This is a genomic window from Corynebacterium vitaeruminis DSM 20294, from assembly GCF_000550805.1.
GTDB lineage: Bacteria > Actinomycetota > Actinomycetes > Mycobacteriales > Mycobacteriaceae > Corynebacterium > Corynebacterium vitaeruminis.
This window is the reverse complement of the sequence record NZ_CP004353.1, coordinates 2,138,269-2,159,254: the sequence shown is the minus strand read 5'-3', so window position 1 is coordinate 2,159,254 and position 20,986 is coordinate 2,138,269. Positions and strand designations below refer to the sequence as shown.

19 protein-coding genes are annotated in these 20,986 nt (G+C 67.2%); 6 read left to right on the top strand and 13 right to left on the bottom strand.

Features of this window, described 5'->3' with window-relative positions:
- Nucleotides 1-29: 29 nt before the first annotated feature.
- The 3 genes from B843_RS09805 to B843_RS09795 form a co-directional block, all read right to left on the bottom strand.
- Nucleotides 30-1,688 (bottom strand): phospho-sugar mutase, encoded by a 1,659-nt coding sequence (locus B843_RS09805; RefSeq protein WP_051483490.1) that lies wholly within the window; start codon nt 1,686-1,688, stop codon nt 30-32.
- Complete coding sequence (gene deoC / locus B843_RS09800; RefSeq protein ID WP_025253335.1) at nt 1,676-2,341, bottom strand: deoxyribose-phosphate aldolase; 666 nt, start codon at nt 2,339-2,341, stop codon at nt 1,676-1,678. Before deoC ends, B843_RS09805 begins: the two co-directional genes overlap by 13 nt.
- A gap of 95 nt (nt 2,342-2,436) precedes the next feature.
- Nucleotides 2,437-3,723 (bottom strand): thymidine phosphorylase, encoded by a 1,287-nt coding sequence (locus B843_RS09795; RefSeq protein ID WP_025253334.1) that lies wholly within the window; start codon nt 3,721-3,723, stop codon nt 2,437-2,439.
- A gap of 185 nt (nt 3,724-3,908) precedes the next feature.
- Here B843_RS09795 and B843_RS09790 point away from each other — a divergent pair, with 185 nt between their 5' ends.
- Together B843_RS09790 and B843_RS09785 are read left to right on the top strand one after the other, a co-directional pair.
- Entirely contained in the window at nt 3,909-4,325 is a 417-nt protein-coding gene (locus tag B843_RS09790; RefSeq protein ID WP_025253333.1) for a cytidine deaminase, read from the top strand.
- Between the two features lie 17 nt (nt 4,326-4,342).
- Complete coding sequence (locus tag B843_RS09785) at nt 4,343-5,557, top strand: NupC/NupG family nucleoside CNT transporter (RefSeq protein WP_025253332.1); 1,215 nt, start codon at nt 4,343-4,345, stop codon at nt 5,555-5,557.
- Nucleotides 5,558-5,637: 80 nt separating this feature from the next.
- Here the strand turns inward: B843_RS09785 and B843_RS09780 are convergent, their stop codons facing one another.
- The 3 genes from B843_RS09780 to deoD all read right to left on the bottom strand — a co-directional run bounded on the left by B843_RS09780 (nt 5,638) and on the right by deoD (nt 8,984).
- Entirely contained in the window at nt 5,638-6,576 is a 939-nt protein-coding gene (locus tag B843_RS09780) for a sugar-binding transcriptional regulator (protein ID WP_025253331.1), read from the bottom strand.
- A 143-nt stretch (nt 6,577-6,719) separates the two neighbouring features.
- The gene (locus B843_RS09775) at nt 6,720-8,153 is read right to left on the bottom strand and encodes an MFS transporter (RefSeq protein WP_025253330.1); all 1,434 of its coding nucleotides are present in this window, start codon (nt 8,151-8,153) and stop codon (nt 6,720-6,722) included.
- Between the two features lie 117 nt (nt 8,154-8,270).
- Nucleotides 8,271-8,984 carry a purine-nucleoside phosphorylase gene (deoD, locus tag B843_RS09770; RefSeq protein WP_025253329.1) on the bottom strand — a complete coding sequence of 238 codons (714 nt, stop codon included), beginning with the start codon at nt 8,982-8,984 and terminating at the stop codon, nt 8,271-8,273.
- A gap of 243 nt (nt 8,985-9,227) precedes the next feature.
- On the opposite strand from deoD, the gene B843_RS14210 reads away from it, so the two are divergent.
- Complete coding sequence (locus B843_RS14210; RefSeq protein WP_269319731.1) at nt 9,228-9,353, top strand: hypothetical protein; 126 nt, start codon at nt 9,228-9,230, stop codon at nt 9,351-9,353.
- Between the two features lie 69 nt (nt 9,354-9,422).
- On the opposite strand, the gene B843_RS09765 is transcribed toward B843_RS14210, so the two are convergent.
- The 4 genes from B843_RS09765 to B843_RS09750 are packed head-to-tail and all read right to left on the bottom strand — an operon-like array spanning nt 9,423 to nt 14,244.
- Nucleotides 9,423-10,874 carry an ATP-binding cassette domain-containing protein gene (locus tag B843_RS09765; protein ID WP_025253328.1) on the bottom strand — a complete coding sequence of 484 codons (1,452 nt, stop codon included), beginning with the start codon at nt 10,872-10,874 and terminating at the stop codon, nt 9,423-9,425.
- A 4-nt stretch (nt 10,875-10,878) separates the two neighbouring features.
- The gene (locus B843_RS09760) at nt 10,879-11,739 is read right to left on the bottom strand and encodes an ABC transporter permease (protein ID WP_025253327.1); all 861 of its coding nucleotides are present in this window, start codon (nt 11,737-11,739) and stop codon (nt 10,879-10,881) included.
- Between the two features lie 5 nt (nt 11,740-11,744).
- The gene (locus B843_RS09755; protein WP_025253326.1) at nt 11,745-12,689 is read right to left on the bottom strand and encodes an ABC transporter permease; all 945 of its coding nucleotides are present in this window, start codon (nt 12,687-12,689) and stop codon (nt 11,745-11,747) included.
- A gap of 1 nt (nt 12,690) precedes the next feature.
- Nucleotides 12,691-14,244, bottom strand: a complete 1,554-nt coding sequence (locus B843_RS09750) for an ABC transporter substrate-binding protein (RefSeq protein WP_051483489.1) — start codon at nt 14,242-14,244, stop codon at nt 12,691-12,693.
- 166 nt (nt 14,245-14,410) lie between these two features.
- On the opposite strand from B843_RS09750, the gene B843_RS09745 reads away from it, so the two are divergent.
- Nucleotides 14,411-15,319, top strand: a complete 909-nt coding sequence (locus tag B843_RS09745) for an AEC family transporter (RefSeq protein WP_025253324.1) — start codon at nt 14,411-14,413, stop codon at nt 15,317-15,319.
- Nucleotides 15,320-15,429: 110 nt separating this feature from the next.
- A complete protein-coding gene (locus B843_RS09740) occupies nt 15,430-15,927 on the top strand; it encodes a hypothetical protein (protein WP_025253323.1) in 498 nt (165 codons plus the stop codon).
- A gap of 5 nt (nt 15,928-15,932) precedes the next feature.
- Here B843_RS09740 and B843_RS09735 read toward each other — a convergent pair whose 3' ends face one another.
- From B843_RS09735 to B843_RS09725, 3 genes are all read right to left on the bottom strand, one after another.
- Complete coding sequence (locus tag B843_RS09735; RefSeq protein WP_025253322.1) at nt 15,933-16,928, bottom strand: LLM class flavin-dependent oxidoreductase; 996 nt, start codon at nt 16,926-16,928, stop codon at nt 15,933-15,935.
- Between the two features lie 137 nt (nt 16,929-17,065).
- A complete protein-coding gene (locus B843_RS09730; RefSeq protein ID WP_025253321.1) occupies nt 17,066-18,196 on the bottom strand; it encodes a MalY/PatB family protein in 1,131 nt (376 codons plus the stop codon).
- Between the two features lie 63 nt (nt 18,197-18,259).
- Nucleotides 18,260-20,107, bottom strand: a complete 1,848-nt coding sequence (locus B843_RS09725) for an ABC transporter ATP-binding protein (protein WP_025253320.1) — start codon at nt 20,105-20,107, stop codon at nt 18,260-18,262.
- Nucleotides 20,108-20,305: 198 nt separating this feature from the next.
- Between B843_RS09725 and B843_RS09720 the strand changes: the two genes are divergently transcribed.
- The gene (locus B843_RS09720; RefSeq protein ID WP_025253319.1) at nt 20,306-20,818 is read left to right on the top strand and encodes a hypothetical protein; all 513 of its coding nucleotides are present in this window, start codon (nt 20,306-20,308) and stop codon (nt 20,816-20,818) included.
- Nucleotides 20,819-20,986: the final 168 nt, after the last annotated feature.

Genomic DNA, 20,986 nt, shown 5'->3' with positions numbered 1-20,986 from the left:
TCCCGGGAGGAGCCAGCCAACGCGTTTTTCTAGGCGATGCCGATGACGGCCTTCATCTGCTCCTTGAGCAGCCCGATGCGCTCGCGCGCGGCGTCCCACGGGACCTCATCGCTGCACGGGAGGACGACCTCCAGGTAACACTTCACCTTCGGCTCGGTGCCCGAGGGCCGCACGATCACCCGGTCGTTGTCTTCGGTGACGAAGATGAGGCAGTTGGTCGGCGGCAGGTCGCCGCCCTTTTCTAGGTCGGCGATGTCTACGACCTTCGAGCCCGCGAGCTCGGTCGGCGGCGCCGCGCGCAGCTTGTCCATGGCCGCGCCCAGGATGGAGAGATCCTCCACGCGGAAGGTCAGCGGCGCCGTGTGGTAGAGGCCGTGGGTGCGGGCCAGCTCCTCGAGGACGTCGACCAGCGTCTTGGATTCCTTCTTCAGCTCCGCGGCCATGTGGCACAGGGTCAGCGCCGCGGAGACGCCGTCCTTGTCGCGCACGAGGTCGGGCTGGCAGCAAAAGCCGATGGCCTCCTCGTAACCGAAGGCCAGCTCCGGCGCGCGGGAGATCCACTTGAAGCCGGTGAGGGTGTTGACGTAGCCCATGCCGTGCGCTGCGGCGATCCGGCCGAGCAGGCGGCCGGAGACGATGGAGTTGGCCAGGGTCGTGCCGGAGGCCTCCGGGTGGGCGTCGTGCCCGCGGGCGATCCACTCGCCGAGCACGGCGCCGGTCTCATCGCCGGTGAACTGGCGCCACTGGCCTTCGTGCTTGCAGGCCACCGCGCAGCGGTCGGCGTCGGGGTCGAGCGCGACGATGATGTCGGCGTCGACCTCCCTCGCCTTGGCCAGCGCGAGGTCGAGCGCGCCGGGTTCCTCCGGGTTGGGGAAGGTGACGGTGGGGAAGTCCGGGTCGGGGAAGGCCTGCTGGGTGACCAGGTCGACGTTGGTGAACCCGGCCTTGGTGAGCACCCGGACGAGCGTTGCCCCGCCGACGCCGTGCATGGCGGTGGCGACGACGCGCAGCCCGTCCTGGTTATCGCTCTTGGTGATCACCTTGTCCACGACCGCGTCGACATAGTCGACGTCGATGTACTCGATGTTCTCCTGCGAGGTGGGGACCTCGTCCGCTGGCGGGGCGGTGGCGATGAGCGCCGCGATGCCCGCGTCGACCGGGGCGATGATCTGCGAGCCGTGGCTGTCGCCGCCGAGGTAGACCTTGTAGCCGTTGTCCCGGGGCGGGTTGTGGGAGGCGGTGACCATGACGCCGGCGTCGGCGTCGAGGGCGCGCACCGCGTAGGCGGTCACGGGGGTGGGCTGCTTGGCGTCGAGCACGAGGGCGGTGCCGCCGAGCGCGGAGACAACCGCCGCGGCATCCCGGTGGAACTGGGCGGAGCCGTAGCGGGCGTCGCAGCCGACGACCACGCGCGGGTGCTCGCTGACGTTCTCCTTGAGCCAGCTGACCAGCCCGAAGGTGGCCCGCAGCACCACGGCGCGGTTCATGCGGGACTCGCCGGCGCCGATGCGCCCGCGCAGGCCAGCGGTGCCGAATTCGAGCGGCCCGGCGAACCGGGAGGCCAGCTCGGCCTCGTTGTCCTCCTCGATGAGGGCCAGGATTTCCTGCTTGGTAGCCGGGTCGGGATCGTGCTCGGCCCAGGCGCGTGCGGTGGAGGGAAGCTCGGGGTTCACGGCTACTCCTCGCATCCGGCCAGGATGGCGGCGGAGGCGGAGAGCCCCAGGCGCGTGGCACCGGCCGCGACCATCGCCTGGGCGGTGGCGGCGTCGCGGATGCCGCCGGAGGCCTTGACGCCGAGCCGCGGGGCGACGGTCTTGCTCATGAGCTCGACCGCGTGCACGCTCGCGCCGCCCGCCTTGTGGAAGCCCGTGGAGGTCTTGACGAAGTCCGCGCCTGCGCGCTCGGCAGCCTCGCAGCAGCCGACGATCTCCTCGTCAGTGAGCGCGGCGGACTCGATGATGACCTTGAGCACCTTGCCCGGGCAGGCCGCGCGGACGGCGGCGATCTCGGCCTCGGTGTCGGCGAACTTGTGCTCCTTGGCGAACGCGAGGTTGATGACCATGTCGATCTCCTCGGCGCCGTCCTTGACGGCGCGGGCGGTCTCGGCGGCCTTGACCTCGGCCTTGACGGCGCCGGAGGGGAAGCCGACCACGGTGGCCACGTGCAGGGGGTCCGGCACCGTCACCGGCAGCTGGCTCGGCGAGATGCACACGGAGTAGGTCCCCAGCGCCACCGCCTCCTCGATGAGCGCCTCGACCTGGGAGGGGGTCGCCTCGGGGGCGAGCAGGGTGTGGTCGATGAGGTGGGCGAGCTCGGCGCGGCTAAGGGGTGAGGTAGACATTTCTTCTCCAAAAATTAGAACTAGTGTTTTCCGCCGGTTGCTTGTCGACGCCTACGGCGCGCGGCCTCCAACCGGCGGCGGGGTGAGGATGGGGGCTAGGAGATGCGATCCAGGACGACGGAGGAGCGCAGCGTCGGGGCCTCGTCGCCGATGGCGATGCCCGGATTCAGCGACTCGAGTGCGCGCTCGAAGCGATCCTCGTCGTCGGTGTGCAGGGTGAACAGCTTCTGCCCCTTGGCGACCTTTTCGCCTAGGCCGGCGTGGATCTCGATGCCGGCGCCGGCCTGGACCGGGTCCTGCTTGCGGGCGCGCCCGGCGCCCAGGCGCCAGGAGGCCACGCCCACGGCGAGGGCGTCCATCTCGGTGAGGTAGCCGTCGCGCTCGGCGGTGACCACGTGGGTGTGCTTGGCGGTGGGCAGCGCCGCGTCCGGGTCGCCGCCCTGGGCGCGGATCATCTTCTTCCACGTGTCCATGGCGCGGCCGTCCTTGAGCGCGGCGTCCACGTCGGCGTCGTGGACGCCCGCCATCTCCAGCATCTCGTGGGCGAGCGCGAGGGTTAGCTCGACGACGTCGAGCGGGCCGCCACCGGCGAGCACCTCGACGGACTCGCGGATCTCGAGCGCGTTGCCGACGGTGCGGCCGAGCGGGACGGACATGTCGGTGAGCAGGGCGACCGTGTTGGTCCCGGCGTCGGTGCCGAGGTCGACCATCGTGCGGGCCAGCTCGCGGGCCATGTCGATGTCCTTCATGAACGCCCCCGATCCGACCTTGACGTCGAGGACCAGGTTGGCGGTGCCCTCGGCTATCTTCTTACTCATGATCGACGACGCGATGAGCGGGATGCAGTCGACGGTGGAGGTGATGTCGCGCAGGGCGTAGATCTTCTTGTCGGCGGGGGCGAGGCCCGCGCCCGCGGCGCAGATGACGCAGCCGGGGTCCTCGAGGATCTCCATCATGCGTTCGTTGGAGATCTCCGCCTGCCAGCCGGGGATGGACTCGAGCTTGTCGAGCGTGCCGCCGGTGTGGCCGAGGCCGCGGCCGGACAGCTGCGGGACGGCCACGCCGAAGCTGGCCACGAGCGGGGCAAGCGGGAGGGTGATCTTGTCGCCGACGCCGCCGGTGGAGTGCTTGTCCGAGGTGACGCGGGAAAGCCCCGCGAAGCTCATGGTCTCGCCGGAGTCGATCATCGCCTGGGTCCACTGCACGATCTCCTCGCGGTCCATGCCGTTTAAGAAGATGGCCATGTTGAGCGCGGCCATCTGCTCGTCCCCTACGACGCCGCGGGTGTAGGCGTCGATCACCCAGTCGATCTGGTCCTTGCTGAGGCGCTGCTTGTCCCGCTTGGTGCGGATGACGTCGACGGCATCAAACTTCTCTGCCATGATGGCGACCTTTCGTGTTCGAGGGAAGCGGCCTCCGACGCTCCGCGGGCCCATGTTGTGACTCGCATTACCTATTTTGATCAATTGTGTCGGAAACCATTGTATGTCTGGGCAAGATTGATTATCATCGTGCGTAGAACAAATGTCAAGCATTGAAATTTACAATTGTAAATGAGGTGAGAAGAGTGACACCCACGGATACCGAGCTTCTCCAGGAAGCCATCCGCGCCCAAGAATCGTCGTACGCGCCCTATTCCAATTTCCGGGTCGGCGCCGCGCTGCTGCTTTCCGACGGCCGAGTGGTCACCGGCTGCAACTTCGAGAACGCCTCCTACGGGCTAACCATGTGCGCCGAGCGCTGCGCCATCGGCAGGGCGGTCGTGGAAACCCCGGGCGGCCGCGGGATTGACCAGCCAGGATTCCGGATCGAAGCGGTCGCGATCGTCGGCAAGCGCGGCGAGCCCTGCTATCCCTGCGGGGCGTGCAGGCAGGTCCTGCGCGAGTTCGACTGCCAGCGCGTCATCGTCGACGACGCTGGCGCCCCACGTTCCATCCCCTTCGCCGAGATCCTCCCGTACTCCTTCGGCCCCGAGTCCCTGTAAGAAAGAACCCCACCATCATGGCCCGCTTTCAAGGTCTTCTAGGAATCATCGCCATCCTCGCGGTGCTCATCCTGTTTTCGCGTAACCGCCGCCAGATCAACTGGCGCACCCTCGGCGTGGGGCTCGCGCTCCAGGTCGTGCTCTCGCTGCTCGTGCTCAAGTGGTCGGTCGGCTTCCAGGTGATGAAGTCGGTCTCCCAGGCGCTGCAGAAGCTCACGGACTTCACCAACGAGGGCACCTCCTTCGTCTTCGGCTCGCTGTTCGGGCAGGACAACAGCTTCGTCTTCGCGCTCAACGTGTTGCCCGTCATCATCGTCCTCGGCGCCATCATCGGCGCGCTCTACTACCTGCGCGTCATTCAGTTCCTCGTGGACATCATCGGCGGCGCGCTCAAGTGGCTGCTGGGCACCTCCAAGGTGGAGAGTGTCTGGGCCGCCACCGTGATCTTCCTCGGCCAGTCCGAGGCCCCGCTGGTCATCCAGCCCTACCTGAAAAAGCTCACCCGATCCGAGCTGTTTACCTGCATGACCGGCGGCTTCGCCTCGGTGGCGGGCTCCACGCTCATCGGCTACTCGCTGCTCGGCGCGCCGCTGGAGTACCTGCTCGCGGCGTCCGTCATGAACGCCCCTGGATCGATCCTCGTGGCCAAGGCGCTCATGCCGGAAACCGAGAAGTCCGAGCTCGACGCCTCCGTCCGTGACGTGCGCGACACCGAGTCGAAGAACATCGTCGACGCCATCGGCCGCGGCGCGATGAGCGGCGGCCAGATCGCCGTCGCCGTGGGCTGCCTGCTCATCGCCTTCATCGCGATGATCTCCATGCTCTCCGCCATCCTGGGCGGCATCGGCGGCTGGTTCGGCCAGGACAACTGGTCCCTCGAGGGGCTGGTCGGGCTGCTGTTCTCCCCGCTGGCCTGGCTCATCGGCGTCCCGTGGGACCACGCCTCCCTGGTCGGCTCGTTCATCGGTGAGAAGACCATCATCAACGAGTTCGTCGGCTACACCAGCTTCGGCGAGAACATCTCCAACCTCGACCCGAAGTCGATCATGATCTCCACCTTCGCGCTGGCGGGCTTCGCCAACATCTCGTCCATCGCCATCCAGATCGGCGCCCTCGGCGGGCTCGTGCCCGAGCGCCGCGGCGAGGTGGCCAAGCTCGCGCCCATCGCGCTCATGACGGGCTTTGCCACGAACATGCTCAACGCCGCCATCGTGGGCGTGGTCGCCATGTAGCTCCGGCGGGCACTCCACAAAGAACAAAGGCGCGGTCAGTATCCTAAGCTGGCCGCGCCTTTGGCGTCGATAAGCAAAAGCTAGAGCGAGAGGATCTTCTCGCCGGTGGCGACGTCGGTGACCAGGTGGGTGGCAAGGCTCATCTGGAGCGCGGTGGCGATCGCCAGCGCCTTCGACTGGCCGCCGGCGATGAGCACGCGCTGCGGGCGGGCGGCGAGGTCGCGCAGGGAGATGCCCACGGTGCGGTCGTTGATGCTCGGCATCGCCACGGCGCCGTCGGCGGTGTAGAAGCGGGAGCACACGTCGCCGACCGCGGTGCGCAGCAGCTCCTCGATCTCCTCCTCGCGCAGGTAGCCGAGGTTGAGCAGCAGGTTCTGGCGGCTGACGTCGCCCGCGGTGAACACGCACAGGTCGGTCGTGCGGCCGAGTTCGAGGACGTGGGCGATGTGGCGGTCCTGCTCGACGATGGCCTTCGCCTCCGCGCTGTCGAAGATGACCGGAAGCGGCAGGTACTCGGCCTGGGCGTTGAAGGCGTGGCAGAAGCGGGTGAGCGTGTCCATGTCGTTGGTCGTGCGCGAGGAATGCGAGTGCCCGCCCTTGAGCTGGACCACCTTGACCCCGGTGACGCCGGTGGCGCGCAGCGAGTGGGCGACCGAGTTCATCGTGTTGCCCCAGGACACGCCCACGCTCATGTTGTCGGTGACCAGCGACTCGACCAGCCCCGCGCCGGTCTGGCCCAGCTCGTGGAGGATCTCCTCCTCGGTGTTGGCGGCGGGGTAGGCGATGCGCACCTCCTTGAGCCCGAAGCGCTCGGCGAGCCGGTCGGCCACCGCGGAGGTCTGCTCGCGCGGGTCGTGGACCTCGATGGTGACAAACCCGCGCTCCTTGCCGTACTGGATGAGCTTGGACACGGTCGGGCGCGACACCCCCAGCGCCTTGGCCACCTCGGCCTGGCTCAGTCCGGTCTCGTAGTAAAGCTTGATGGCAGCTAGTGCCGACTCGTCGCGCGCATCCACCATTTGAGGATACATCGACCATTCTCCTCCCTGAAATAAAAGGCCAGCTTGAGGCGCGAAAACTTCTCGTGCCCCGCCCCGCCGAACTATCGGGAGGCGCAGGCGCCGGGAAGGCACATTCACACTTCTAGGGTTTCATCGTGGGTCTATTGCATTACCTCCGCGGACTCGCGGCGGGAGAGCACGCGGTCGGTTGCGAGGTAGAAGCCGATGCCCGCGATCACGATGAGCGCCAGGATCCACAGGATGGTGGAGGCCACCTGCTGGGTCTGGTCCGCGGCGTTGGACATGCGCCCGAGCGCGGAGGGGGCGATGTCGAGGAGCTTGGCGGAGTAGGCGATGCCCACCGGTACCGCGATGTTGATGGTGAGGTTGTAGAAACCGATCGCGATGCCCGACTTTGCGGCCGGGATCTTGCCCACCGCGGTGGCCACGAGCGGGGCGTACATGAGTGCGAAGCCGGAGGGGAAGATGACCATGGAGACGATGAGCACGGCGACCGAGGCGTTGATGAGCACCGCGGGCAGGACGAGCGCGAGGGTGATCATGCCGAGCCCCAGGAGGATCGTCTGCCGGGAGGAGAGCACGCGCCCGATCTTGCCGGACAGCGCGCCGACGATGACCGCGCAGATGTAGCCGGGGGCCAGGATGTAGGCGGCGCCGTCGAGTTTGATGCCGTGCAGGGAGTCGACCATGTAGGGCAGGAGGATGGCGGAGTAGCCCAGCTGCACGGAGTAGACGAGCAGCACGATGAGCAGCACGCAGACGTAGCGGCCGTTGCGGAAGAACTCGCCTGAGACCACGGCGTTCGGGTTGTGTCCCACGTGGTAGGCGAACCACGCCACGCCGAGCACGATGGGCAAGAGGTAGAGCGGGTTGAACGCCTGCATGAAGAACATGACAGAGGTGGCGATGACGGCGATGAGGAAGAGCCCCAGCACGTCGACGTGGCCTGCGCTGTGTTGCTCCTTGGGCACGGTCTTCAGCAGCACCGGGATGGTGACGATGAGCGCGAAGGCGATGATGAACATCGCGGTCCAGGACACGTAGGTGGCAACCAGCCCGGAGGTCAGCGTGCCCACGAGCAGCGCCATCTGGAAGGCGGAGGTGGAAAAGCCCAGGTAGGTCTTCTGATCCTTGGCGTCGAGGTACTTGGTCACGTAGATGACGTAGAGGGTCTCGGCCGCGGCCAACCCGCAGGTCTGCACGATGCGGCCGAGCAGCACGAGCGCCCAGACGTCTTGTCCGAGGAAGCCGATGACGGAGCCGACGGCGACCATCGCCACGCCCGCGGTCATGAGCAGGCGGATGGAGATGGTGTCGGCGAGGGCGGTGTAGACGACCGCGCCGATGCCGATGACGATGCCCGCCAGCGTCGCCTGTAGCGAGGCGGTGGTGGGGCTTAGGCCCAGGGCCTCGCCGATGGGCTTGGTCATGAACTTGAAGCCGTTGTCGATGACGAGGCAGAAGACGAAGGTGAATAGGAGAATGGGGACGGCGGCCTTGGGGTTGAGCACCGCGGAGGCGGTGGCGGCCGAGGCGCGCTTGGTGGGCGCGGAGGCAGTCTTGGAGGTGGTCATGGTGGGACTCTTTGCGGGGAGGCGGCGCCCGCGATGAGGGGGATGGAACGGGGGACGCCGCCGAGAGGAACGGAAAAGCGGCAGCGGGAAGTCACCGCCGCGGAGGGAATAGAGGACTTAGATCTTCGCCAGCGGGAGCGCGAGCTCCATCATGGTGGTGAACGCGGTCTCGCGCTCCGCGGCGGTGGTCTTCGCGCCGGTGGCGATGTTGTCGGAGACGGTGAAGATGCCGAGCGCCTCCACGCCGGCCCGCGCGGCGGTGGCGTACAGGCCGGCGGACTCCATCTCGACGGCGAGCACGCCCATGCGCGCCCAGCGGTCGTTGGCGGTGGCGTCGTCATTGTAGAAGACATCGGAGCTTAGGATGTTGCCCACGTGGGTGGGGATGTCTTGTGCGCGGGCGCGGTCGCGGACGTCCTCGATGAGGCGGAAGGATCCGGTCGGGGCGTAGGTGCCGGGGATGTTGTACTGGGCCAGGAAGTTGGAGTCGGTGGAGGCGGACTGGGCGAGCACGACGTCGTAGAGGTCGAGGTCTTCTTGCAGCGCGCCGCAGGAGCCCACGCGGACGAGCTTGGTCGCACCAAAGACGTGGATGAGCTCCCAGGCGTAGAGCGAGATCGACGGGATGCCCATGCCGGAGCCCATGACGGAGACCGGCGTGCCCTCGAAGGTGCCGGTGAACCCGAGCATGTTGCGCACGGCGTTGAACTGGACCACGTCGTCGAGGTAGGTCTCGGCGATGAACTTCGCGCGCAGCGGGTCGCCGGGCAGGAGGACGGTGGGGGCGATGTCGACGTCGCCGGGGTTGATGTGTGGGGTCTGCTTGCCCATGAGGTAGTCCCTTTCGCAAACTGTAGCGGCCGTCACAATGACGGCGGGGTGACGGGGTGAATCACTTTCTAGGTCCGACCATAGCCCCACGCAAGCACACTTGGCAAGTGTCTAATTAACAAATGTTCTTTGCGTGCGTGTGTGGCCGCTCCACCTGCGGCTTTCGCGCCGGTCTCCCCACCGAAAGAGGTGAACCGCGCACCCGGCCCGCCAAACGCCGCGGCCGGGGCTATGCTAGGCAGCATGGAAAAAGACCCCGGCCTGAGTAGGACCGAAGCCGCCGAGTTCGATCACCTCGTCGCCTGCTTCGAGGTCGTCGAGGAGCACGTTCTCGACGACTCCGTGCTGCTCATGATCAACGATTCCTAGGCTTTTGCTTATCGACGCCAAGGCACCCCGCCTTACCGAATAGGAGGAAGCGGGGTGCCGTTTTCATCCCTAGCTGGTAGTAAGGCTCGGGACCGCGTCGATGAGCTTTCGCGTGTACGGGTGCTCCGGCTCGTGAAGCACCTTCTCCACCGGCCCGTACTCGACGATCTCCCCGTCCTTCATCACCGCGACCTGCGTGCACACCGAGCGCACCACGGCGATGTCGTGGGAGACGAAGACGAGCGTGAGGTCCTCCTCGGCGACCAGCGAGTCGATGAGCGCGAGCACCTTCTTGCGCACCGAGACGTCGAGGGCGGACACCGGCTCGTCGGCCAAGAGGATGCGCGGCTTCGGCGCGATCGCGCGGGCGATGGAGATGCGCTGGCGTTGGCCGCCGGAGAACTCGTGGGGGAGCCTGGTCGCCGTCGCGGCATCCACGCCCACCTGATCGAGCACCTCGGCCACGCGGGCGTCGTCGCGGCGCGGGAGCGTCTCGGAGACGATGTCGGTGATCGTCATCCTGGGGTCCAGCGAGCCCATGGGATCCTGGAACACCATCTGCATGTCGCCGTCGACCGTCACGGTGCCGGTGGTGGGGGCGGAAAGGCCCGCGATCATCTTCAACAAAGTGGTCTTGCCCGAGCCCGAGCCGCCCACGATGCCGAGCCGCTCGCCGCGGTGGACGGTGAGCGAGACGTCGCTGACCGCCGCGGTCTTGCGGAACATCTTGGTCGCGTGGTCGACGGTGATGAGCACCTGCTCGCTGTGCTTCGCCGGGCGCGCCGCGGGCAGCGTGGAGGCCGCAACCAGCGAGCGGGTGTACTCGTGCTCCGGGGCGGCGAGCACGTGGGTGGTGGGGCCCTCCTCGACGATCGCGCCGTTTTTCATCACGAGCACCCGCTGGCAGGTCCTGGCCACCAGACCGAGGTCGTGGGTGATGAACAGCAGCGACATGCCGCGGTCGGCGACGAGCCGCAGGATGAGGTCGATGATCGCCTTCTGGCTGGTCACATCCAGGGCGGTGGTGGGCTCGTCGCAGATGAGCAGCTCGGGGTTGTGCGCCAGCGCCATGGCGATGATGACCCGCTGGCGCTGGCCGCCGGACAGCTCGTGCGGGTAGCGCCCGAAGAGCTCCGGCCGAAGGTCGACGTCGGCAAGCAATTGCAACGCCTCGTGCTTCGCCGCGACGCGCGAGGTTCGTCGGTGGATGCGGATGGCCTCCACGATCTGCTTTCCGACGCAGCGCAGCGGGTTGAGCGCGGTCATCGGCTCCTGGAATACCATTGCGACCTTCTTGCCGCGGACGCCGCACAGGTCCTTCTCGGACAGGGCTTGGAGGTCGGTGCCGCCCAGGCTGATGGAGCCTTCGGCGTCGATCAGCCGCATGACGGACAGGGCGGTCAGCGTCTTGCCCGAGCCCGACTCGCCGATGAGCCCGACGCGCTCGCCGGGGGCGATGTCGAAGCTCACGTCGTGGACCACGCCGGCGACGCCGAGGTCGCGCACTTCCAGAGTGTTCATGTCCCTAGGCCGCCTTTCGCAGCGCGTCGTGCTTCTCGGTCATGCTCAGCTGGCGCGGGTCGGCCAGGTCGCGCAGGCCGTCGCCCAGCAGGTTGAACCCCAGCACGGTCGCGGCGATGGACAGCCCCGGCCACAGCGCGAGCTGCGGGGCCGTGGCCAGCGACGACTGCGCCGACTGCAGCATGCGGCCCCAGCTCGGGTCCGGCGGCGGGGTGCCCAGGCCCAGAAAGCTCAGGCCGGCCTCGGCGAGGATCGCCAGCGCGAAGGCGACCGAGGCTTGGACGATGATGAGGCTGGCGATGTTCGGCAGCACGTGGCGGCGCGCCACGAACCACGAGCCCTTGCCCGCGGAGTAGCTGGCCGCGATGAAGTCGCGGCCCATGACCGACAGGGTGCCGGCGCGGGAGATGCGCGCGAACGCCGGGACGCTGGCCAGGCCGATGGCGATCATGGCCGTCAGCGTCGTGGCCCCGAACATGGCGGTGGCGATGATGGCCAGCAAGAGGCCCGGGAAGGCCAGGAGCAGGTCGGAGCCGCGCATGATCACCGACTCTGCTACACCCCGGCGCATGCCCGCCCAGATGCCCAGCGGCACCCCGATGACGCAGGCCACGCCCACGGCGACCACGCCGACCAGTAGCGTGATCCGCGCGCCGACCATGATCTGGCTGAGCACGTCGCGGCCGTAGCGGTCGGTGCCCAAAAGGTGATGCAGGCTCGGCCCCTGGAGCCGGATGGCGGCGTCGACGTGCAGCGGGTCGACCGGGGTCCACACGAGCGAAACGAGCGCCATGAGCACGACCACCGCGACGATGGCCGCGCCGATGATGCCCGTGGCGGGCATCCGGTGAAAGAACGTCTTCATGGGGTCTAGGCCCTCCTTCGGGTGCGCGGGTCGACCAGCGTGTAGGTCAGGTCGACGGCGGCGTTGACGACGATCGCGAACAGCACCAAGACCATGACGATGGTCTGTACGGTGGGCAGGTCGCGGGTGGTGACCGAGTCCAGAAGCATCGAGCCGAGCCCCGGGATGACGAACACCTTCTCGATGACCACCGCGCCGACCAGCAGCGAGGTCATCTGCAGGCAGGTCACCGTGAGCACCGGCAGGGCGGCGTTGCGCAGGCCGTGCGCCCACAGCGCCTGGGTGACCGAAAGCCCCTTCGCGCGCGCGGTGCGCATGAAGTCTTCGTTCATCACGTCCAGGATCGCCGAGCGCACGTACCGGGTCATGATCGCCGCCTGCACGATGCCGAGCGCGAACACCGGCAGCACGAGGCGGGCGAGGAACCCGCCGAAGTCCTGGTTGGGCACCACCCAGCCGTTGGGCGGCAGCCAGCCCAGCTGGATCGCGAAGACCGCGACCAGGAGCACTCCGGCGAGGAAGCTCGGGATGGCGATGCCGACCTGGGAGAGCGCGGTGATGGCCACGCCGTCGGCGTGGCGGGCGCGTCGGGCCACCCACACGCCCAGCGGGACGGCCAGGAGCAGCGCCAGGACCATCGAGGCGGACACCAGGATGAGGCTGACCTGCAGCCGGTCAGCCACGAGCGGCGAGATGTCCTTGCCGGAAGTCAGCGAGGTGCCGAAGTCCCCGGTGAGCATCCCGCCCACCCAGGAGAAGTACTGGCTAAGAAGCGGCCGGTCGAGCCCCATGGTCTTCTCCAGCGCGGCGACGGAGTCCGGGGTCGCGGTCACGCCGAGCGCGATCTCGGCAGGGTTGCCCGGCACGATGCGCAGCGCGACGAAGATGACGATGCTCGCCACCACCAGCGTGACCAGGTAGCGCGCGAGGTGTCTAAAGATCCTGCCCACTCTAGCTGCCCTCCTTCGCGGACGTCTTCGTGATCGGCGCCAGCGACAGCCCGTCGCTGACCAGGTTGACCGGGACTCCCGACACGCCGTCGCGGGCGACGACGATGTTGGGCAGGTTAAACACAGTGTCGGCGGCGGCCTGATCCATGATGGCCGTCACCGCCTGCTTCATGAGCCCGGAGAACTGATCCTCCGGGGCGAAGTCCGCCTGTGCCAGCAGCTGCTGCACCGTGGCGTCGTCGAAGCCCAGGTAGTAGTCGGGGTTGCCGAACAGCGTGGGGATGTCGCGCGGCTCGACGTGGGCGATGATCGACATGTCGTAGTCCTTGCCCTTGAGCACCTTCGCCAGCCACACCGCCGGGAACTCCGTCGACTCGATCTTCACGTCGAAGCCGATGTCGCGCAGCTGGGAGTAGATCATCTCGCTCGCGGCCTGCGCGTACGGCAGGCTGGGCACCGAGATCGTGATCGGGGTTCCCACAGCGCCCGCCTCCTCCATGAGTTGGCGGGCCTTGTCCGGGTCGAAGTTGTACTGCGAGGTGCCGGTGTACCAGGGGTCGGTGGGGGGCACCGGCGTGCCGCCCGTGTCGAGCCCGTAGCCGTCCCACGCAGCGTCGATAAGCCCCTGCCTGTCGATGCCGTACATGACCGCCTGGCGCACGCGAACGTCCGTGAACGGCGCGCGCTTGTTGTTCATGCTGAGCACGACCTCACCGTTGGAGGTGCCCACCTCGATGTTGAGGTCGTCCTGCTTCGACAGCGAGTCGAGCAGCTCCGGGTTCTGCAGGCCGACCGCCACGTCGACGTCGCCGGTGCGCACCGCGTTCGTCAACGAGATAGCGTCGCCGAAGTACCGCAGCACCGCGCGCTTCGCGGTCGGGTGCACGCCCCAGTAGTTCTCGTTGCGGTGCATGCTTATCGACGTGCCTACGGCCCAGTTGTCCACGACGAAGGGACCGGTCCCGACCGGCTCGTTCGCGAGGTTGTCCACCGCGGTGGGGCTCATCATCGCCCCGATCATGGTGCCCATCGTCCACAGCCACGTGTTCGAGCGCTGGCTGAGGGTGACCTCGAGGGTGTTGTTGTCCACCACCCGGGTGGAGGCGACCTTGGCCATCTGCGCCTTGAGGCCGTTCGTCCACGCGTCCGAGTTCACGCGGTCGATGGAGAACTTCGCGGTGCCCGCGTTGAACGGGGCGCCGTTGGAAAACTGCACGTCGCGGCGCAGGTGGAAGGTGTAAACCGTGCCGTCGGCGCTCTCGTCCCAGCTCTCGGCGAGCAGCGGCTGGATATCTCCGTTCTGGTCAATGCTCACCAGGCCCTCGTAGACGTTGCCCATGAGCGCCTGGGGGATCGCCGCCCCCGAAGTGGTGGTGAAGTCGAGCGAGGCCGGCGCCGCGGTCGCACCGATGGTGATGGTGTCGGCGGGGGAGACGTCGCTCGACTCGCCGGTCGCGGTGTACCCGGCGGAACAGGCGCTGAGCAGGAGGGATGCGCCCGCCACCGCGGCAAGCGGGGCGCGGCGATCGTGCACACCGGAGCGTGCGGAGGGCATTTCTCGGTGTGAGAAGAACATGTATGCAGGGTAGTACCTCCGCGGCGGCAATACGGAATTAATGCGAGGATTCGCAACCTATGGGGCTGCCCCGGGCGCGCCCTAAAAAGCGTGCTGGCGCGGGCGGTCGCGGGAGGCTAGGCGCCGAAAGAGCATAATGAGGCGCATGGAGGAAGTTCTGAAGGGCTTCGTGATCATCGTCGTGATCATCGGGGTCGGCGTGGTCTTGGGGCGCAGGCGCTCGCTCGGCCCCAACGCCTCGCAGGCGCTGGGCAACTTCGTCTACCTCGTGGCCACCCCGGCGCTGCTGTTCGACAAGCTCACGCACATGGAGCCGGGGCAGGTCTTCAACAAGAACTTCATCGTCATCGTCGCCTCGGCGCTGCTCACGGGCGTGCTGTTCTTCCTCGTCTACCGGTTCGCCGCCGGCCGCTCGACGGAGGACTCCGTCATCGCGATGCTCGCCGCGAGCTACTCCAACGCCGGCAACCTGGGCATCCCGCTCGCCGTGTACGTGCTTGACGACGCTTCGCTGGTCATCCCCGTGATCTTGTTCCAGATCGCGTTCTACGCCCCGGTCACCATGACCTGGCTGGACATCCTCCACCAGCGCGAACACACCTCCCTGTGGAAGAACCTGGTGGTCACACCGCTGAAGAACACCATGGTGATCGCGGCCCTGTCGGGGCTGGCGTTTACCGGCTTCGGCTGGCACGTGCCCGACATCGTCGCCCAGCCGCTCACCCTGCTGGGCGGGGCCTCGGTGCCGCTGGCGCTCGTGCTCTTCGGCATGGGGCTGACGTGGAACGCCGCGTGGCGCAAGGAGGTGCTCGCGGTCGCGGCGTCTAAGAACGTCGGCCACCCGATCATCGCGTTCCTGCTCGCCTCCGCGCTGGGGCTGCACGACCACCAACTCATGGCCGCCTGCATACTCGGCGCCCTGCCGACCGCGCAGAACGTCTACACCTACGCCCTGCGCCAGCACACCAACGTCGCGCTCGCCCGCGACGCGGGGCTCGTGACCACCGTGCTGTCCTTCCCCGTCATCGTGGTGCTGTCGATGATCGTCGGGTAGCCGCGGCCCGCGCAAGGAAGCGCGGGCGAAGAAGGGGCGAACTGGAAAAGCGCCGCATTAGGGGTGTGGGGCGACAGGCTGGGCCCAAGCGGGCAGTAGACTTCGAGGCTATGACCGTCACCGTGCGCACCTCGACCGCCGCGCTGCTTAAGAGCAAGGCGACGAAGATCTGCGCCGTTTTCGTGGTCTTCATGGCCGTCCTGCTCGCGGTGCTGCTCATCGGGCGGCCCGACGAGGACGGCGTCTTGCGCAACCTCTTCAGCGTGGCGGCGCTCGCCCCCGCGGTGGGCATCCTCGCGGCGATCGTCAGCCTCCTCGCGCTGTCCTACAAGCGCCGCCGCCCGGTGCTCGTCATCGACTCGCACGTGCGGGTGCCGCACTCGGGCGTGCACTTCCCGCTGTCGGACCTGGCCATCCTGCGGATTTCGCGCCGGGGCAACCACAGCCTGGCCACGCTCGTGCCCCGGCACCTCGTGGAGGCGGGCGAGGCGGGCTCAAACGACCTCGGCGCCTACACCATCGAGTTCCCCCAGGGGCCGGAGCCGCGCCCCTTCGAGCTCGTCGACCTGCTCAAGGCGCAGGTCCCGGGGCTGGTCGTCGAGAAGTAGCCGCGCTAGGCGTTGAGCTCCGGGCGGTTGTCGGCGACGATCTCCAGCGAACGCAGCGACTCCTCGAACGACGGCGCCCGCAGGGAGAGCATGAGCTCGTCGGCCTGCGCGTGGGCCGCGAACTTCTCTAGGTAGTCGCGTACCTCCTCGCCCGTGCCGACGGCGGTGTAGCGCATCATGTCGAGGATCTGGTGCCCGGCGTAGGAGTCGATGACGTCGTCGAGCTGCTCGTCGGTGAGGTAGCGGCCGCGGCCAGCCATGTTGCGCACCCACGCGCGCTTGACGTCCTCGTGCTGGCGCACGGCGTCGGCGGTGGAATCGGCGGCGGTGACGTTGACGGCCGCGATGACGTAGGGCTTATCGCCCTCCGCGCGCGGGACGAAGGTCTCCCGGTAGAGGCCCACAGCCTCCTCCAGGTGGGTCGGGGCAAAGTGGGAGGCGAAGGAGTACGGCAGGCCGAGCTTCGCGGCCAGCTGCGCGCCGAACAGTGAGGAGCCCAGGATGTACAGCGGCACGCGGGTACCCGCGCCCGGGGTGGCGCGCACGCCGGCGATGATCGACTCGTCGGCGAGGTACTTCTCCAGCTCGACGACGTCGCCGGGGAAGTTCTCGGCGGCGTTCGGGCTCCGGCGCAGCGCGCGTCCGAGCGTGTTCTGGTCGGTGCCGGGCGCGCGGCCCAGCCCTAGGTCGATGCGGTCCGGGTAGAGCTCGGCGAGCGTGCCGAACTGCTCCGCGACGGTGTAGGGGGAGTGGTTGGGCAGCATGACCCCGCCCGCGCCCAGGCGGATGGTGGAGGTCTTGGCGCCGATGTGGGAGATGAGCACCGCGGGTGCCGCCGAAGAGATTGACTTCATATTGTGGTGCTCGGCGTACCAGACCCGCTCGAAGCCCAGCTCCTCGGCCTTCTGCGCGAGCGTCACGGAGCGGGTAAAGCTCACGCCGGGGCGCTCGCCGTCGTAGATGGTGGCAAAGTCGAGTAGGGAAAGCGGGATGGTGCTCATGGCGGCCTTTCGGTTGTTGATACCTCCACTGAAACGGTTCCGTCGCGCCCTTTATTCCGTTTCGCTTGCCGACGCCCGCCGCCAGCCCGCCCGCCCCAGGAGGGGAAGGAAGGAAAGCGACCTTGGCCGTCGGAAAGCTAAGCAAGCGTCGCGAAGGCCGCCTCCATCTGATCGAGCGCGCGCTCGAGGATCTCGCGCGAGGTGGCGATGTTCATGCGGGTAAAGCCCTTGCCGATCTCGCCGAAGAACTCGCCGTCGTTCATCGCGACGCGGGCGTTGTCCACGAAGAACTGGCTCGGGTTGCCGGGCACGGCCGTGTCCGTGAAGTCGAGCCAGAGCAGGTAGGTGGCCTCGAGGGCGGGGACCTTGATGCCGGGGATGCGCTTGGGCAGCTCCGCAAGGAGATAGTCGCGGTTGGCGCGCAGGTACTCGAGCTCCTCCTCGAGGAAGTCCAGCCCCTCGCGGTAGGCGGCCTCGGCGGCGATGAGCCCGATGGTGGACACGCCGTCCTTGATGACCGGCGACAGCGCCTTCCAGCGCTCGACGTCGGCCTCGTTGCTAAAGATCACCTGGGCGCACTTGAGCCCCGCGGTGTTCCACGCCTTGGACGTGGCGGTGGCGGTGATGCACACCCGCGTGGCGGTCTCGGAGACCCCGGCCGCGACCACGTGGGTGCCGTCGTAGACCAGCGGGGCGTGGATCTCGTCGACGAGCACGCGGGCGGAGTACTTGTCTGCCAGCTCGGCGAGCTCGCGCAGGTAGTCGGCGCTAAAGGTGTAGCCCAGCGGGTTGTGCGGGTTGCACAGGAGGATGCACCCGGCGCCATCCTTGAAGGCCTGCTCCACCTCGCCTAAGTCGATGCCGCCGCGGGCGTCGAGGAAGATCCCCTCGCGGCCGGTGGCGGACAGCAGCTGGAAAAACGGCGGGTAGGCGGGCACCGGGACGATGACCTTGGAGCCGGGCGCGGTGAAGTGCTCGATGGCGATGTACAGGGCGCGCACCACGTCGGGGACGGCGAAGATCCACTCGGGGTTCGCGTCGAAGCCGTAGCGGGTGCGGTAAAAATCGGCCGTGGCCTTGGGTAACAGGCTGCCGTCGGGCTGGTAGCCGAAGGACTCGTTCTCCACGGCCTGGGCGAGCGCCTTCTTCACCGGCTCGCAGGTGGCAAAGTCCGACTCCGCCACCCACAGTGGGATCACGTCTTCGGGGTAGCGGGTCCACTTCATGGTGTGGCGGGCAACGAGCTTGTCATAGGAAGGGAATTTCATGTCCCCTACGCTACTAACAAAGCCCGACACCGAACCCTCGCCGCCTCGCGGGGATGAATAAAACTAGGACTGGAAGCCGAAACGCTTCAGCCGCTCCTTGTTCGCCTCGCTGGAGTGGGCGGTCAGGGCGAGCAGCTCGGCGTAGATGCCGCCGGAGCGCGACAGCTCCGCGGGCGAGCCGATCTCGTCGACGTGCCCGTCGCGAAGCGTGATGATGGTGTCCACGTCCGCGATGGTGGACAGGCGGTGGGCGATGATGAGCGTGGTGCGCCCCACCATGAGCTGGTCGAGGCCCTCCTGGACGGCGATCTCCGCCTTCGTGTCCAGCGCGGAGGTCGCCTCGTCGAGGACCAAGACAGGGGCGTCCTTGAGCATGGCGCGCGCCACCGACACGCGCTGCTTCTGCCCGCCGGACAGCCGCAGGCCGCGCTCGCCGATGACGGTGTCGTAGCCCTGCGGGAAGCCCATGATGAAGTCGTGGGCGTTGGCGCGCTTGGCCACCTCGATGATCTCCTCCTCCGTCGCATCCGGGCGCGCGTAGGCGATGTTCTCGCGCACGGTGCCGGAAAACAGCGAGGACTCCTGGAAGACCACGCCGACGCTGGCGCGCAGCTGCTCGGCGGAGAGCATGCCCACGTCGTAGCCCGCCACAGCCAAGCTGCCCTCGCTCGGGCGGTAGAGGCCGAGCAGCAGGTTGACAATGGTGGACTTGCCGCCGCCGGACTCGCCGACGAGCGCGATGCGCTGGCCGCGCTGGGCTTCGAAGGACACCCCGTGCAGCACCGGCTCGCCCTCGTTGTAGGCGAAGGAGACGTTGTTGAAGGAGATCATGGGGCGATTGCCCTGCGGCACGAGCGGGCGCACCGCGTCCTTGGTGAGCACCGGCACGTCGGACGCCTTCGTCGCCGCCACCAGCTCGGCATTGACGGTGTCCTCCAGCGGCTTCTCCATCACCTCGAAGTAGTCCTTCGAGCCGGCGATCGCGCGCTGAGTCGTGTCCACCACCCAGCTCATCATGGTCAGCGGCGTGCGCGCCATGTTGACCAGCTGCAGCAGAAGCACCATGTCGCCCAGGCTGAAGTAGCCGTGCAGCGTGCGGTAGAAGAGCATGAGGTAGATGGCGAAAAAGATCACGTCCATCGCCCCGCCTCGTGCGACGTCCATGCTGTGCCACCACGCGGACTGGCTCTTGGTCAGCGTCACCGTTTTCGCGTATCGACGGCCAAAGGTGCCCAGCTCCCGAAGCTCGGTAACGAAGGACTTGACCACCTTGACCTGGCCGATGACCTCGGCGAAGCGCCCGCCTGCCAGGTCGATCTGCTCGTTCTTGGCACCCTCGATCTTCTGCCACTTCTTGCTGGTCAGCCCGGTCAGCCACATGTAGATGGGCACGATGACGGCGAGCAGCAGGGCCAGCGGCCAGTAGTACCAAGACGAGATGCCCAGCACCGCCACGAGCGTGATGATCATGGGGAAGAAGTTGTTGGCCATCGCCTGCATCGTCTGCGTGATCGAGCTGATCGAGCGATCCAACCGCGCGATGATGGTGCCGGTGACCTGGTCGTCGAAGTAGCGCTGCGGCATGCCGAGCAGCTGCGCGTAGTAGCGGGTGGACAGGATCTGCCGCAGCCGCGCCGACATCACGTCGCCGATGTAGCCGCCGATGTTTTGCAGGATCGTGTTGAGAAGCTGCGCGATCAGCAGGGCGACGGCCAGCCACATGACGTGGCGGGTGGCGCCCTCGACGGACAGCCCGCCGCCGACCGTCTCGACGATCGTGTCGGTGGCGTCCTTGAGGATGAACGGGGTGACCAGCGCCAACACCGCGACCACGATGGCTGAGAAGATCACGCCCAGATAGTAGGGCCACAGCGCCTTGGCACTTCCGAGGATTCGGGCAATGGAACGCACGTGTATTAAAACCTGAGCTTTCTAAAGATTCTTAGACGAAAAGTTGCGGAAGGACGGTTAGTTTTCGAGCTTTAATACTGTCACAGTGCGGGCGAGGGTAGAATTCCTAAGAAAAGCGTTCGGACTTCTCAGTTTGAGCGACACATTCATTGTGATCCACGCCAAAAGAAAACTAGTGACTTTCAACAGGGGAAAGATATGTCTGTTCGCCGCACCCGACTCATCGCCTGCGCTCTCGTTGCCTCGTGCGCTGTGACCATCGGCGCTTGCTCGAATAACGATTCGGGAAACTCGGCGGACGTCTCCGTTAGTACAACTACCGAAAGCGCGGCGCAATTCCATGCGGACGCGGTCGACCCGGTCACGGCCGCATCCATCAGCGACCCCCAGGACGATCCCGGCCTCCACCTGACCTACGAGATCCAGGACGCGAACTACAACTCTGAGGGCTCCGGCTCGGTGATCTACGTCCTCGTGCGCAACAACAACGACGTGGCGCTGCCAATCGACGCGCTGGGAACCCCCACCCTGAAGGTCAACGGCCAGGACGTCGCCCCGGTTGAGTCCGGATCCCTGGGGCTCGACCTGCCGCTTGGGCCGCACTCCGCGACGAACCTCGCGTTCGCCTTCAACACCAGCTACAACAACCTCTACCAGGCCACGTTCCAGATCGGAAACGTCATCTACAACGGCAACATCGCCAACGCTTAACGACGAAAAACGCCTCGGCCCGCATCGCGCGGGCCGAGGCGTTCGGCCTTTCGGCACCCCCGCCACATTCGATGGAACCGACCACACGCCCGCGGTGTCTATGACACAGTGCACCGCGCCACAGCGCGTGAGCTCACCTCCTGCGTGCCACCTACGGCACACCACCGA